General features: G+C 48.3%; 13 protein-coding genes. 1 reads left to right on the top strand and 12 read right to left on the bottom strand.

Features of this window, described 5'->3' with window-relative positions; all coding sequences use genetic code 11:
• Positions 1-44: 44 nt before the first annotated feature.
• The 12 genes from dnaI to P9687_RS04280 form a co-directional block, all read right to left on the bottom strand.
• Positions 45-989 (bottom strand): primosomal protein DnaI, encoded by a 945-nt coding sequence (dnaI, locus tag P9687_RS04335; RefSeq protein ID WP_026683631.1) that lies wholly within the window; start codon positions 987-989, stop codon positions 45-47.
• The gene (locus tag P9687_RS04330) at positions 986-2,383 is read right to left on the bottom strand and encodes a replication initiation and membrane attachment family protein (RefSeq protein WP_035188397.1); all 1,398 of its coding nucleotides are present in this window, start codon (positions 2,381-2,383) and stop codon (positions 986-988) included. The genes dnaI and P9687_RS04330 overlap by 4 nt, the downstream gene beginning before the upstream one ends.
• A 14-nt stretch (positions 2,384-2,397) precedes the next feature.
• A complete protein-coding gene (gene nrdR, locus P9687_RS04325; RefSeq protein WP_013859905.1) occupies positions 2,398-2,856 on the bottom strand; it encodes a transcriptional regulator NrdR in 459 nt (152 codons plus the stop codon).
• Positions 2,857-3,140: 284 nt separating this feature from the next.
• The gene (locus P9687_RS04320) at positions 3,141-4,175 is read right to left on the bottom strand and encodes a glyceraldehyde-3-phosphate dehydrogenase (RefSeq protein WP_035188398.1); all 1,035 of its coding nucleotides are present in this window, start codon (positions 4,173-4,175) and stop codon (positions 3,141-3,143) included.
• Positions 4,176-4,306: 131 nt separating this feature from the next.
• Positions 4,307-4,909 carry a dephospho-CoA kinase gene (gene coaE, locus P9687_RS04315; RefSeq protein ID WP_035188400.1) on the bottom strand — a complete coding sequence of 201 codons (603 nt, stop codon included), beginning with the start codon at positions 4,907-4,909 and terminating at the stop codon, positions 4,307-4,309.
• Between the two features lie 16 nt (positions 4,910-4,925).
• Positions 4,926-5,564 (bottom strand): sporulation membrane protein YtaF, encoded by a 639-nt coding sequence (gene ytaF / locus P9687_RS04310; protein WP_014097756.1) that lies wholly within the window; start codon positions 5,562-5,564, stop codon positions 4,926-4,928.
• Positions 5,565-5,628: 64 nt separating this feature from the next.
• A complete protein-coding gene (gene mutM, locus P9687_RS04305; protein ID WP_035188402.1) occupies positions 5,629-6,462 on the bottom strand; it encodes a DNA-formamidopyrimidine glycosylase in 834 nt (277 codons plus the stop codon).
• A gap of 35 nt (positions 6,463-6,497) precedes the next feature.
• Positions 6,498-9,164: a DNA polymerase I gene (gene polA / locus P9687_RS04300; protein ID WP_052123268.1), complete on the bottom strand. Its 2,667-nt coding sequence runs from the start codon at positions 9,162-9,164 to the stop codon at positions 6,498-6,500.
• A 181-nt stretch (positions 9,165-9,345) separates the two neighbouring features.
• The gene (gene mdh / locus P9687_RS04295; RefSeq protein WP_014097753.1) at positions 9,346-10,281 is read right to left on the bottom strand and encodes a malate dehydrogenase; all 936 of its coding nucleotides are present in this window, start codon (positions 10,279-10,281) and stop codon (positions 9,346-9,348) included.
• A gap of 71 nt (positions 10,282-10,352) precedes the next feature.
• Complete coding sequence (gene icd, locus P9687_RS04290; RefSeq protein WP_014097752.1) at positions 10,353-11,627, bottom strand: NADP-dependent isocitrate dehydrogenase; 1,275 nt, start codon at positions 11,625-11,627, stop codon at positions 10,353-10,355.
• Between the two features lie 197 nt (positions 11,628-11,824).
• Positions 11,825-12,940 (bottom strand): citrate synthase, encoded by a 1,116-nt coding sequence (gene citZ / locus P9687_RS04285; protein ID WP_014097751.1) that lies wholly within the window; start codon positions 12,938-12,940, stop codon positions 11,825-11,827.
• A 379-nt stretch (positions 12,941-13,319) separates the two neighbouring features.
• Complete coding sequence (locus P9687_RS04280; protein ID WP_014097750.1) at positions 13,320-13,787, bottom strand: DUF441 domain-containing protein; 468 nt, start codon at positions 13,785-13,787, stop codon at positions 13,320-13,322.
• Positions 13,788-13,954: 167 nt separating this feature from the next.
• Between P9687_RS04280 and ytvI the strand changes: the two genes are divergently transcribed.
• The gene (ytvI, locus tag P9687_RS04275) at positions 13,955-15,073 is read left to right on the top strand and encodes a sporulation integral membrane protein YtvI (RefSeq protein WP_014097749.1); all 1,119 of its coding nucleotides are present in this window, start codon (positions 13,955-13,957) and stop codon (positions 15,071-15,073) included.
• Positions 15,074-15,113 lie beyond the last annotated feature (40 nt).

Here is a 15,113-nt window from a genome sequence, read left to right as displayed (position 1 = left end):
GAAAGCGTTACGAAATGAAAAAAGCGGGCCCCCTCATGCAAGGGTCAGGCCCGCTGGTTCGGCCCCTCCATCCGGACAGGGGCGCTTAAATATTTGATGCGCTCGAGAATGCGCGCTGCTTTCAATTCTTCCTTTTCCCCGCGCTGGGTATAAGTGAAATGGTACTCTAAATCCTCATAGCTGAAATTGGATGTAAAAAAAGTGGGAAGGTCTTCCTGCATCCTGTATTGGAGAATCGGGCCGAGCACTTCATCCCGCGTCCAGCTCGAGTTCGTTTCCGCACCGATATCATCCAACATCAATACGGGCACTTGCTTCACCGTATCCAGCTTTTCCCCGGTGGAGTGGTCGCCGATCGAGTCCTTCATTTCGCGGAAAAACTCAGGCACATACACGATTAAAGAAGAGACCTGTTTCCGGTCCGCCAGCTCGTTCGCAATTGCACCAAGCAAATACGATTTGCCGACGCCGAAATTGCCGTATAAATATAGTCCCTTCATTTTTTTGCCCGGCTCGTATTCACGGACAAAGCGATGCGCAAAATCGTATGCATCAAGACGCCCCATTTGTTCAAGGAAAAAATCACCAAAGGACGCCTCCAATATTTTTTTCGGCATGTGCATGCTTTGGATCAGCCTGCGCGTTTTATTGCGCTCATCCTCCAATATTTTCTTCTGGCACCTTTTATAGTGGATCTCAATATTGCCATGTTCAATAACGAGTTCCGGCACATACCCTTTCATCATATTCACGCATTCGCCAAGGCTTTTGCACCGGCTGCAATTTTTTTCCTGTGAAATGAATTCGTACAGTTTCATCCAGCTTTTTTCAATCATCGATTTTGTGACTTCACCGTGGTGTGCATCCAAAAAAGCGCGGATGTCGGGATGCGTGATGATTTCCTGCTTCATTTCTTCATAACGCTTGCGGAAACTAGGATTGGATGAAAGCCTTTTGAGTGTCTCATTTATGTTTTCCACCGCCTTCACCCTTTCTTGTATTGTTCACGTATTTTTTCAAGCCTTTTTCTTTTTTCTTCCATTGACTCGCCATCGGCTTGGACCGCGGTCGCAGTGGTTTTTTGGTCTTCTTTTTTAAACCAGTCCGGCAGCTTTTCAACCCGGACCGGCTTTCTCCGTCCGGTGCCGTTCTTCTCTTTATTGTTCAGCCATTGTTTGTACTGGCGGTCTTCTTTTTTGGCAAACGCCATCGCTTCCTTGGCGGTTTTCAGTTTTTTGCGCGCCCAGTGGGAAGCCACTTTTTCTAAATAATTTTTCGACAGCTTCATATCGGTTTTAAATAAAACATATTGGATTAGTACATTTACAACCCCAAGGGGAAGCTGCTGGGCAAACATGACTTCTTCAATGGCGGCAAGATCTGCTTTCGCCGGTTCGCTGCCGCCCGAAAAATCGATCAGCATTTGTCTCGGAGAAGTCGTTTCCAGGTAGCGGAGGAATTTCTCCTCATCGTTTTCCGGCTCTTTTTGTTCTTTCGCATCCGCTTCTGGCTGGAAGCGGTCAACAAGGCGTGGCAGTTCGTCATGATGTTCAATCTGGTACCAGCTGCGCGCGATTTTCCGCAAATCCTCCACCCGGATTTCCAAGTCTGCCGTCAATGCCTGGAGCAAAATTTTCTTTATGTCCAGCTCATTTAAACCGTATAAAAATGAAAGCTTCACAATCGCTTCTCTGACTTCCGGCGTAATGGCACGCAGCGGAATCAGTTCATCACGTAAGTTTGCATATAAAAGGTCAAAATTAAAATGGGTGTTTTCGATTTTTATGACCGGGGCGGCGGTTTTTTCGATATAGCGGCGGTTTTCTTCCAGCCGGCTGAGTTGCTGCGCTTCCGCCTCATTCAGCACTTCGGGGCCGATTTTTGCGGCATACACATCCTGGAATGAGCGGGTGATGTCCCGGTACTCACCCGGTTCTACGGCGCGGTCGGAGAAGAAGTGTTTCAACCGCTGGAAATGTGTTCTGCCGAGCTGCCGGTACAGGAAAACATTTAACAAACCGTCGTTGAAAAACTGTTCCGGGGACAGGGGCGGCTGCAGTTCGTATATAAACATGCGGATGTCGTCCGTTTGTTTCATATATGTTTTCAAAAGCCCAATGCCTTCAAGCTTCAGCCGGGCTTCGTAAATTTCAGACAAATTCATGGATAAAAAGCTCATCAGATGGTAATGGTTCCAGTCTTCGGACCAGAGCCGGCCGACTTCCACTTCATTCCATAATGTCATATACAGGCTGTAACATTGCGGCCCGATTAACGGCTGGTACAGGAGCGAAATGACCTTTTGATCGTAGTCCTGAAGCAGGCCGTTTGACGATGCACGATAACGGTCAGCTGGCTGTATTTCATTCCAAATCGGTTTCATAAAAGGCACTCCGTTTAAGCATTCTTGTTGAGCAATTCTTTCAGTTCATCGAGAAAAACATTCAAGTCTTTAAATTGGCGGTAAACGGAAGCAAAGCGGACATAGGCCACTTCATCCACTTTCGACAGCCTGTCCATCACCATTTCCCCGATCAGGGTGGAACTGACTTCTGTATATCCTTGCCTGCGGATTTCTTTTTCGATCTCCATGGAGATTTTTTCAAGCTGGTCCAGCGACACAGGCCGTTTTTCACACGCTTTAATCAGCCCGCGCAAAATTTTCTCACGGTTAAATTCTTCGCGGTTGCCGTCTTTTTTCACGACAATGAGCGGGGTTTCTTCCACTTTTTCAAACGTGGTGAAGCGGTACGAGCAGTCTTCGCATTCACGCCTTCTGCGGATGGAACGGCCTTCGTCCACCGGCCTTGAATCGATCACACGCGTATTGTTGCTATGGCAAGACGGACATTTCATATGAACCCCCCGTTCTGATACATTCTTACTACCATCATATATAAAAGAAGGCGAATAGACAACAGAAAGGTTTATCCTATTCCCGAAAGAAATTTATACATGCAGAACATATTGGATGTATCTTCTGTTTGTATATCCGGAAAAGTCCTCACTTTTCATCTATCCATCAATAGAATAGAAAGGTTTACACTTCTATTTCGTCAGCGTCCCGCACAAGTCATCCTCCGGCGCGGCTCTGAAAACTGGTAACGAAAACGGAGCAGGCTGGTGCTGCTCCGTTCGGCTTAGGCAATATTGATTTTCCCGGTTTCTTCCATTTTTTCCGCGACGAGCTGTGCCAGTTGTACGACGCGGCAAGAATAGCCCCATTCATTATCGTACCAGGCCAGCACCTTGACTTTGCTTCCATCCATGACCATCGTGGATAAGCCGTCGACAATGGCCGAGTACGGATTTGTCGTATAATCCGAAGAAACGAGCGGCACTTCTGTATAGTCCAAAATGCCTTGCAGCGAGCCTTTCGCCGCCGCCTTAAATGCATCATTCACTTCTTCCGCCGTCACTTCTTTTTTCAAATCGACGACAAGGTCCACTAGCGATACATCCGGGGTCGGAACACGCAGCGCCATGCCGTGTAGTTTCCCTTTCAGTTGCGGGAGAACAAGGCCTAACGCTTTTGCCGCCCCGGTTGTCGTCGGAATGATCGATTTGCCACAGGCCCGGGCACGCCTTAAATCTTTATGCGGATTGTCGATATTGTTCTGGTCATTCGTATAAGAATGGACTGTTGTCATCAGGCCGTTTACGATCCCGAATTGTTCATCAAGTACTTTCGCGACCGGTGCCAGGCAGTTTGTGGTGCAGGAAGCGTTCGAGATAATATGATGCCGCTCGATATCTAAAACGTTTTCATTTACCCCTAAAACAATCGTGACATCTTCATTCTTCCCGGGCGCTGTCAACAGTACTTTTTTCGCGCCTGCCTGAAGATGGAGCGCGGCTTTTTCCCTTGCATTGAATTTTCCGGTTGCTTCAATTACCACATCAATATCCATTTTTCCCCACGGCAGTTGGGCCGGATTGCGTTCCGCCAAAAGCCGGATGCGTTTGCCGTTCACAATGAGTGCTTCCTCTTCTTCCACTTCCACTTCTCCGGGAAATACGCCGTGGATGGAGTCATATTTAATCAAATGTGCCAGTGTTTCCGCCGGATAGCAGGCATTCACCGCCACAATATTTAAAGCGTTATCCATCATGGCTTTTCTGAAAACCATTCTGCCGATGCGGCCGAAACCATTAATCGCAATTTTTGTTTCCACAGTGCAGACAACTCCTTCGAATAATAAATGACATACTTTTAATCCATTATTCATCAATTAGTATATCATATTTTAAAAGTTATGTAGCGTTATTCCCCTATTTTTGCATAAAAAAAACCATGATGTACCCATCATGGAACGAGCTGCCAATCTGACACGATTTTTTCAAGCTGCTGTTTTGTTTCCTCCAGGCTGCCATTGTTGTCGAGCACCGCATCCGCCAGTGCCTTTTTTTCGCTCAGCGGCATTTGCGCCCGGATCCGCATCTGCGCTTCTTTTTCTGAAAGGCCGTTTCGGGTCATTAATCTCTTTAACTGCGTCTCTCCATCCACGTAAACGAGGATGGTGCGTTCAACCATATAGGTAAGCCGGCTTTCAAAAAGAAGCGGGATATCCAGAAAGACAGTTTTTTTCCCATTTTCAATTGCCCGGTCCTTTTCCCGCGTCATCCAGGCCCGGACTGCAGGGTGGACAATGCTGTTTAGTTTCATCCGGAGTGCTTCATCCGCAAAAATGAGTGCCCCGAGTTTTTTCCGGTCAAGCGTGAGATCTTGCAGCAAAATCCCTTCGCCGAACGCTTCAATGATTTGTTCATACGCAAGTTCGCCGGGTTCGACCACTTTTCTTGCGGCAATATCCGCATCGACAATCGTAAACCCTTTTGTTTTCAGCATATTGGACACCGTGCTTTTGCCGCTTGCAATCCCGCCTGTTAAGCCGATAATCTTTGCCATACTCCCACCTGCCTTGTTAAAACTTGCATATACCGATCAAAATGAGGAGAACACCTGGTATAAAGGAAATTTTCCGGATCCATTGCAGCCGGGAAAACAGCATGCCGAGCCGGATGCCGGAAGAGACAAGCAAAAAGCTCATGCCGGCAACAAGGAAACTGAGCAGAAACGGGGAGTAGCCCATGATGCCCGCACCGATCCCGGCACCGAATGCATCGAGCGAGAGCGCAATCCCAAGCATGACCGCTTCGATTCCCGTAATGGCCCCGGAACGGTCAAAATCCGCGCTCGTCGGTTTTTTCAAAATATGGATGACGACGCCCAATGAGCGGATTTCAAAGTTGAGCACGACCTTTTCCCCGGGTTCTTCTTTTTCGTCGTTTGACCGGAAAAACTGGACCATCACCCATGCCCCGATCAAAATTAAAATCACGCCGCCAATCCGGTTTGCCGTTTCCGGGCGAATCCAATGGAGTAGGCTCTTCCCGAACAGCACGGAAAGAAATAAAGACGCCCCCGAACAAACGGCGATGATGAGGAGGGACTTAAGCGGAATCTTCATCTTCCGCAGCCCGTATGTAAAACCTGTGCTGAAATTATCCATGCTGACCGCCAATGCCAATAGCAAAATCGAAAGCCGGAAACCCACGGCCATCGCCCCTTCCGTTTTGCATCGCTGCTATTAGTGTATGGAGGGGGCCTGGCCAATGTTCAACCTGTTATCTGCGTTTCTTTTGGCAATTCGGGCAGTAATGGGTGCCGCGGCCTGCTGTAACCATCTTTTCAATCGGGGTGCCGCATTTCCGGCACGGCTCCCCTTTCCGGCCGTAAACATACAGCTCGAGCTGGAACATGCCCATCTGCCCTTGCGAATTCACATAGGAACGGACCGTGCTGCCGCCTTTTTCAACGGCTTCCTGCAACGTTTGGACGATCTCGCTGTGTAAAAGATGTACGTCTTTTTTTGTCAGTGACTTTGCTTTCCGCTCCGGATAGATGCGGGCACGGAACAAGGCTTCGTCCACATAAATATTCCCGAGCCCAGAAATGACCGTCTGATCGAGCAAACAGGTTTTGATATTGCGTTCCGTTTTCTTTAATTTGTCGTATAAATATTTTTCCGTAAACGCATCGGATAACGGCTCAGGGCCGAGTTTTGAAAGCGGGAGAGAGGACAATTCCTCCCCCTTTAAAAACAAATGCATCGTCCCGAATTTGCGGACGTCTTTATACCTTAGTTCCTTTCCGGATTGAAAATGAAAAATCATATGCGTATGCTTTTCAACCGGTTCATTTTGGTCATAAACCCGGTACCGTCCTTCCATGCGCAAATGGGAGACAAGCGCGTAATGGTCCGTGTAAAAAATGAGAAATTTGCCGCGCCGCCCGAGCGAACGGATCGTTTCACCGGCCAGAGCATCGGCAAACGCCTCTGTGTGAAGCGGCTTTTTGACCATTTTTGGCAAAAGCACCGTTACGCTTTCAATCGTTTCGCCGGCAACGAGCTGTGCCAGCGTTCTTCGTATCGTTTCCACTTCCGGTAGTTCCGGCATGCTTGATTCCTCTTTCCTTTCTTTGTTGCCTGCAGCTATTTTGCATCAAACCAGGTCGGCCCGTATGCGGAATCCACTTTCAGGGGAGCGGCAAGATCTACGGCATGCTCCATCACTTCCGGCACAATTTCTTTCAGCACTTCAATCTCTTCTTCCGGCGCTTCGAAAATCAGCTCGTCATGGACCTGCAGCAGCAGCCGCGCCCGCAGTTTTTCTTTTTTCAGCCTTTTTGCCATATCGATCATCGCTTTTTTAATAATATCAGCTGCACTTCCCTGGATCGGTGTATTCATGGCCGTCCTTTCAGCAAAGCTGCGCAAGTTGAAATTCCGGCTTGTAATTTCCGGCAAGTAACGCCGCCGCTTTAAAAGGGTGGAGACATAGCCTTTTTGCTTGGCTTCCCTGACAATTTCATCCATATATTCCTTAACGCGCGGGTAGGACGCAAAATACCGTTTGATAAATTCGCCGGCTTCCTTGCGGGAAATGCCGAGATTTTGCGAAAGCCCGTAGTCGCTGATGCCATATACGATCCCGAAGTTGACCGCTTTTGCCTGGCGCCGCATCTCAGACGTTACTTCTTCCGCTTTCACATGGAAAACTTCCATCGCCGTTTTCGTATGGATATCCATGCCTTCGCGGAACGCTTCAATCAGCTTTTCATCGCCGGAAATATGGGCGAGCACCCGCAATTCCACCTGCGAGTAATCCGATGAAAAAATAAGCCAGCCTTCTTCCGACGGGACAAACGCTTGACGAATTTTCCGGCCTTCTTCCATGCGGATCGGGATATTTTGCAAATTCGGATCCGTCGAGCTGAGGCGGCCGGTCTGCGTCAATGCTTGGTTAAAACGCGTATGGACTTTGCCATCTTGGTGGACCACTTTTAAGAGCCCCTCAATATAGGTGGACTGGAGTTTCCCAAGCTGCCGGTAATGAAGGATTTCCCTGACGATTTCGTGGGCAGGCTCCAGTTTTTCGAGCACATCGGCAGACGTGGAGTATCCCGTTTTTGTTTTTTTAATGACAGGCAGCCCCATTTTTTCAAAAAGAATGACGCCAAGCTGCTTCGGCGAATTGATGTTGAATTCAGTGCCGGCCATGCTGTAAATCCGCTGCTCAATTTCATGAAGCCGGAGTTTAAATTCTTCGCCCATTTCTTTTAACCGGTCGGTATCGACTTTCACGCCGGTGTATTCCATATCCGCCAAAATAAGGGAAAGTGGGAGCTCGAGTTGTTCAAACAGTTCAAGCTGGCCGTTGTTTTTGAGCGCTTTTGTGCAAGGTTCGCAAAGGGCATCTATCGCTTCCGCTTTCCGGGAAATATGCTCGGCGTACCGTTTTTCCTCGGGCAGCTTCCGTTTCGCGCCTTTTCCGTAGACAGCCTCATCCGTTTCCACGTTCCCATAATCATGCGTTTTTGCCACCGAGGCAAAATCTTCGACCGTATCGGAAGGATTCAAGAGATAGGAAACGAGCAGCAAGTCAAAGTCGGTCCCACGCAGGTCTATGCCGTACCGTCTCAAAGCGACAATTGAACGCTTTGCATCGTAGACGTGTTTGATTTTGCTTTCATCTTCCACCCATTTTTTGAACGCTTCGGAAGAAAGTGCGTCTTCCGCCCGGAGGAAAAAGAGCCCTTTTTCGTTTTTTAAACCGAACCCGATGATCTCGCCAGTATGGTAATTTTCATCGAGAATCTCCACATAAAAAGAAGAAACATCGGCAAACAAGTTGTCCGTAATGTCTTCGGCAATGGAAAAAGAAATGGCTTCCAGTGCCGGTTTTTCTTCCGTCGGGGTGTCCCCGCCCATTTTTTCAAGCATTGATTTAAAGCCCAATTCCTGGTACAAATGCCGTAATTTTTCCGGGTCGGCGTGCTTGTATGCCGCCTGTTCAATGGAAATGGAAAGCGGAATGTCACGGTGAATGGTGGCGAGTTCTTTGCTCATCAGCGCCTGTTCTTTGTTCGCCTCCAATTTTTCCTGCAGTTTTTTCCCGGATACTTCCCCGATATGGTCAAGCAGCTCTTCCACCGTCGGGAACTGTTTTAACAGCTTAATGGCTGTTTTTTCCCCGATGCCCGGCACGCCGGGAATGTTATCGGATGAATCGCCCATCAGCCCTTTCATGTCGATGATCTGATGCGGCGTTAACCCGTATTTTTCCTCGACATGCGCCGGCGTGTAGGCTTCCATATCGGTGATCCCTTTACGCGTAATCATTACCGTTGTTTTCGGCGAAACAAGCTGCGTCATATCTTTGTCGCCGGAGATGACTTTCACAATAAACCCTTCTTCTTCCGCTTTTTTCGACAGGGTGCCGATGATGTCATCCGCTTCGTAATTTTCCAGTTCGTACCGTTCAATCCCGTGGGCATCGAGCAGTTCCCGAATCAGCGGGAACTGTTCGGACAGTTCCGGCGGAGTTTTTTGGCGCGTTCCTTTATATTCGCTGTATGTTTCGTGGCGGAAGGTCGTTTTGCCGGCATCAAACGCCACCAAAATATGCGTCGGCTTTTCCTCTTCCAATATTTTGGAAAGCATCATCGTAAAGCCGTAAACCGCATTCGTATGTATGCCTTTGTCATTGTTCAAAAGCGGCAAAGCAAAAAACGCCCTATAGGCAATGCTGTTTCCATCAATTAAAATCAATTTTTTCAAAACCAAAACCTCCCGGAAAAATGGAGAATATCCGTTCATATTCCTTTCCCCATTTTACCATGATTCGGCGCAAAGGAAAAATCGCGGCGCTTTTAAAAAAATAAATGAAATATTGCCGCTAAAAAAGGCGCGATCATCACCTTTTCCAGCAATTTTTAGAGGATCAGACGCGAAAAAAAGCCCCAAACCCTTCATGCGGATTTGGAGCAGGATTTTCTGTTTATGCGAGGGCATCCATGACTTTCCGGACGGAGGCGGCGGATTTGTCAAGCGCTGCTTTTTCTTCCGGTGTCAGATCGAGTTCGATGATTTTTTCAAGGCCGTTGCCGCCCAAAATGACCGGAATGCCGAGATAAATGCCGTTGTAGCCGTATTCGCCTTCGAGATAAGCAACGGCAGGCAGGATGCGGCGCTGATCTTTGGCAATGGCTTCCACCATTTCCGTTAATGCTGCTGCGGGCGCATAATAAGCACTGCCGTTACCAAGCAGGTTCACGATTTCCCCGCCGCCTTTTCTTGTCCGTTCCACAATTTTATCGAGGCGCTCTTTGGGAAGTAATGTTTCGAGCGGAATGCCGCCTGCGTAAGCGTAACGGACGAGCGGCACCATCTCATCGCCATGGCCGCCGAGCACAAAACCGGTAACGTCTTTGACGGAGACGTCCAGTTCCTCTGCGACGAAAGCGCGGAATCTTGCCGTGTCGAGCACACCCGACTGGCCGATTACGCGGTTTTTCGGAAAACCGGATGTTTGATAAACCGTGTAGGTCATTGCATCAACCGGGTTCGTCAGTACTATCAGCACGGCGTTTGGCGAGTATTTCACAATTTCCTTTGTCACGTTTTCCATGATCTTTTGGTTTGTCTGCACAAGGTCGTCCCGGCTCATCCCCGGTTTGCGCGCAACGCCCGCCGTGATGACGACAACATCGGAATCCTTTGTGTCTGCATAATCGGACGTGCCGGTGATCTTTGCATCAAACCCCTGTACCGGGGATGCTTCAAACATGTCCAAGGCTTTCCCTTTTACCGGGTTTTCCATTTGCGGGATGTCAACGAGCACCACATCCCCCAGTTCTTTTTGGGCAATCAGAAACGCCGTTGTCGCCCCTGTAAAACCGCCGCCAATGACCGATATTTTTTTCCTTTTCAGCATGACGAGCCCCCTTTGTTTAAATGTCAGCCGGCTGTAAAAAGGCAGCCGGCTTGCCGTAAATCATTTGTCCGTTATTTCCCCATGTTTTTAATCAGTTCATCGCCAAATTCAGAGCATTTGACTTCTCTTGCGCCATCCATCAGGCGGGCAAAGTCGTATGTGACCACTTTGGATGCGATCGTTTTTTCCATCGAACCGATAATCAATTTTGCCGCTTCATTCCAGCCCAAATGTTCAAGCATCAAAACACCCGACAAAATAACGGATGAAGGGTTCACTTTATCCAAGCCGGCATATTTCGGTGCCGTTCCGTGCGTCGCTTCGAAAATGGCATGGCCGGTTTCGTAGTTGATGTTCGCGCCAGGGGCAATCCCGATGCCGCCGACTTGTGCAGCGAGCGCATCCGAAATGTAGTCGCCGTTTAAGTTCATCGTTGCGACGACGTCAAATTCGCGCGGACGGGTCAAAATTTGTTGCAGGAAGATATCGGCAATCGCATCTTTGATAATGATCTTGCCGTTTGCTTCTGCTTCTTTCTGCGCCTGGTTGGCAGCATCCGCGCCTTTTTCTTCTTTAATGCGGTCGTATTCGGACCAGGTGAAGACTTTATCGCCGAATTCCCTTTCCGCCAGTTCGTAACCCCAGTTTTTAAACGCGCCTTCCGTAAATTTCATGATATTGCCTTTATGTACCAGCGTAACGGATTTGCGCCCTTCTTTGATCGCATAGTTAATCGCAGCGCGCACCAGCCGTTCCGTTCCTTCTTTCGATACCGGTTTGATGCCGATGCCGGAAGTTTCCGGGAAGCGGATTTTTTTCACGCCCATTTCATCTTGCAAAAACGAAATGACTTTTTTCACTTCCGGTGAACCTTCTTGATATTCAATGCCGGCATAAATGTCTTCCGTGTTTTCGCGGAAAATGACCATATCGGTATCCTGCGGGCGTTTAACCGGGGAAGGGACGCCATCAAAATAACGGACAGGGCGCAGGCAGACGAATAAGTCGAGTTCCTGGCGCAGCGCAACATTCAGCGAACGGATCCCGCCGCCGACCGGAGTGGTTAATGGCCCTTTAATGGCAATGAAATATTCGCGGATCGTGTCAAGCGTTTCCTGCGGCAGCCATTCCCCTGTTTTATTGAACGCTTTTTCCCCTGCATAGACCTCTTTCCAGACAATTTTCTTTTCGCCTTTATAGGCCTTCTCAACAGCCGCATCCAATACGCGCTGTGCAGCCGCCCAAATATCAGGGCCGGTGCCGTCCCCTTCGATAAATGGAATAATCGGGTGATTCGGTGTGTTTAATACGCCGTTTTCTACGGTGATCTTTTCTCCTTGTGCCATTTCAAAATCTCCTCCAGTCCCAATATCAGTTTATACTTGTGGTGTACACGGAATGAACCGGCCCCGCGCATGGTCCTGAGCCGGTCCTTCCCCACCAGATGCACGCTTGCCCATCCCCAAATACTTCCAGGAACGGGCGGGCGTTTTAAGAAAATAACGGATAAATTCAGCCGGGATGGTTCCCCGCCAAGGTCCCGTTACCGGTCTTCAAGCGGAACGTACTGGCGCATGCCCGGGCCAATATATTCCGCGCGTGGGCGGATAATCCGGTTGTTGGCGTATTGTTCCAAAATATGGGCGATCCATCCGGAAATGCGGCTGACGGCAAAAATCGGCGTGAACAGGTCATGGTCAATGCCGAGGCAATGATAGACAGATGCAGAATAAAAGTCTACATTGGCAGGAATGCCTTTTTCGCTCGTGACAATTTGCTCAATTTTTACCGACATATCATAATATTTACGCTGCCCGGTCAGCTCTGTCAATTTTTCCGACATTTTTTTCAGGTGTTTTGCGCGCGGATCGCCTTTTCTGTAAACGCGGTGGCCAAAACCCATAATTTTTTCTTTGTTGATGAATTTTTCATGCAGGTAATCTTCCACTTTATCGACCGAACCGATTTCCGTGAGCATTTTCATGACCTGCTCATTTGCGCCGCCGTGGAGCGGGCCTTTTAATGCGCCGATTGCAGCGGTAACGCCGGAATAGATGTCGGAAAGCGTCGCAACACAAACGCGTGCAGTAAAAGTGGATGCGTTCAGTTCATGGTCCGCATGCAGTACAAGCGCTTTGTTAAAGGCTTCCACTTCAATCGGTTCCGGTTCCTTTTCTTTTAACATGTACAGGAAGTTTGCGGCAAAACCGAGATCTCTGCGCGGTGCGACAGGTTCTAGGCCTTTCCTGACCCTTGCGAAAGCGGCAACAATTGCCGGTATTTTTGCCTGCAGCCGGATGGCTTTGCGCAAGTTTGCTTCCCGGTCCATTGCATCTGCTTCATCATCGTAAAGCGCGAGTGCGGAAACAGCGGTACGGAGCGCGGCCATCGGGTGCACTTTCCCGATCGGGTAAGTTTTAAAGCTATCCAAAATTTCTTTCGGCAATTCCATATGATCCGCCAGTTCCTGCTTAAATGTTTCCAGTTCGGATTTTGTCGGCAGTTTTAAATGCCACAGCAGGTAGACGACTTCTTCAAAGCTGGCTTTTTCTGCTAAATCATCAATGCCGTAGCCGACATATGTAAGCGTGTCATCGATGATCGAGCTGATTGAAGTTTCACTTGCAACGACCCCCTCTAGACCTCTTGTTGCTGTCATGCTTATCTCTCCTTCTCCTTAAGGTTGTTTCCCCCATCTCAAACGTAGATAAGTTGATTTCGGGGTATATATTTTTCTGCGGAATAAATAACGGTTGCCGGCCGGCAATATGCAAGCGATCACATACTCTATTATAATATAATAATTATATTTGTCTATTTTTTGACGTACATGCGCCCGCTTACATAAATCATTATAAACAATTTTCAAACACATTGGTACAGAAAAAAGCCAAATTTCTTCTTTTAGTATAGCGCTTTCGCAGCCGTGCTGGCAATCATTTTGATTTTAGCATATGCCCTTCTGTAGCAGCAGGAGAAAAACCGTTGAAAAATCTTTCTTCCAACGGTTTTTACATGTTTAAGCAAATTCCACCCGGCTAAAAACTGTTTGTCACCCATTCGACGATTTTCATGGCCATCCAGGCAATGCCGGCGCCGATCAGCGGCCCGACCGCAACCCCTTTAAACAAAGAAACGGCGAGAATGGTGCCAAGCACGAGCGCCGTCGTAATTTGCGGATCGCTCGCAAGCAGGGTGATACCGTTTTTGGCCAGAAGCGCGACAATGATACCGGATGCAAGTGCAATCCATGCATACGGCGATTTGAGCGATTCATACAAATCTTTAAAGCCGATCTGTCCGGTTGCAATCGGCACAAGGACGGCGATCGTAATAATGGTGACGCCCCAGTTGATCCCTTTCGACTGGACGGTTGAAAAAATTTTCGCATCCAGCCCTGCCACTTTCAGGACAAGTAGCACGATAACAGAAATGATTAACGATTGGTTTTTTGCCGCAAATCCGATCGCTAAAAGCAGCAACAAAAATAAATACGGCTGGTACATAAGCATCCCTTCTTTCATGCTGAAAATCTTTTGGTGCCGGGTATTTTTTTCTGAATTTTTGGTGAAGATAGAAATAGAAAATCTATCAAAAAAAACGGCTTTTTCTTTGTTTTACGCCCCCCGCCGTGTAAAATAATAACATATTAACGAATACAGGAGGGTCAGACTTGAATTCTGTTTACATACACCGCGCGCTGCGGGGCCTTTTTGTTGCACTGTGCATCCTGGTTGGCTTTTTTGCGGTTTATCTGGCTGTAAAATACGCTTATCCGTTTATTATTGCGCTGTTGATCGCGCTTATGATCAACCCGCTCGTCAATTTTCTGGACAGAAAGGTAAGGCTTCCGCGGGCGCTTGCTGTTTTGATATCCCTGATTCTGATCATTGGCGTCTTTGTCGGCATCATTACGCTGCTTGTTGCCGAGATCGTAACGGGGGCGAATTACCTTGCTGACGTTTTGCCGGAGCATGTCCAGACGCTTGTCAATTATTCGGAATCGCTTGTCACCGCCCAAGTTTTACCGCTGTACGACCAGCTGGCGGGCCTCTTTAAAAATCTCGATGCAGGCCAGCAGGAAACGATCGTGCAAAACATTCAGGCGGCCGGGCAAAAGATCGCTTCTTCAGCAGGTGATTTCCTGTCCGGGCTGTTTAAAAAACTGCCGGGGCTTGTTTCCTGGATTCCAAATGCGGCAACCGTGCTGATTTTTGCCCTGCTTGCAACGTTTTTCATCAGCAAGGACTGGAACCAGTTGACAGGCAAAGGAAAGCTGTTACTGCCGAAAAAAGCAAGAAAAAGCGGGATCACCGTGTTTGCCGACCTCCGCAATGCGCTTTTCGGTTTTGTCCGTGCTGAATTGACACTGATTTCCATGACACTTGTCATTGTGCTGATCGGGCTTTTGATTTTACGCGTGGATTACGCGATTACAATCGCCCTTGTTTGCGGCATTGTCGATATTTTGCCGTATTTGGGAACGGGCGTTGTGTTTGTCCCCTGGATCATTTACGAATTCATTACCGGCAGCCTGCCGCTTGCGATCGGGCTTACCGTCCTTTACATTGTCGTGATCGTGCAAAGGCAGATTATGGAGCCGAAAATTTTATCGTCCAGCATCGGAATGAATCCACTCGCGACGCTTATCGCCCTGTTTATTGGCTTTAAAACAGTCGGGTTCCTTGGCTTGATTCTCGGGCCGATTACACTCGTGTTGCTGACCGCGCTGATCCGCGCCCATGTATTCCATGACATTTGGAACTATATTATGGGCAAAAAAACAATATAAAAAACGCAGAGGCCGGATGCCTCTGCGTTTTTTTTTGCTT

Origin of the sequence: Weizmannia sp. CD-2023 (assembly GCF_036225245.1) — a bacterium.
Classification (GTDB): Bacteria; Bacillota; Bacilli; order Bacillales; family Bacillaceae_C; genus Weizmannia; species Weizmannia faecalis.
This window is presented reverse-complemented; position numbering and strand designations above follow the sequence as displayed.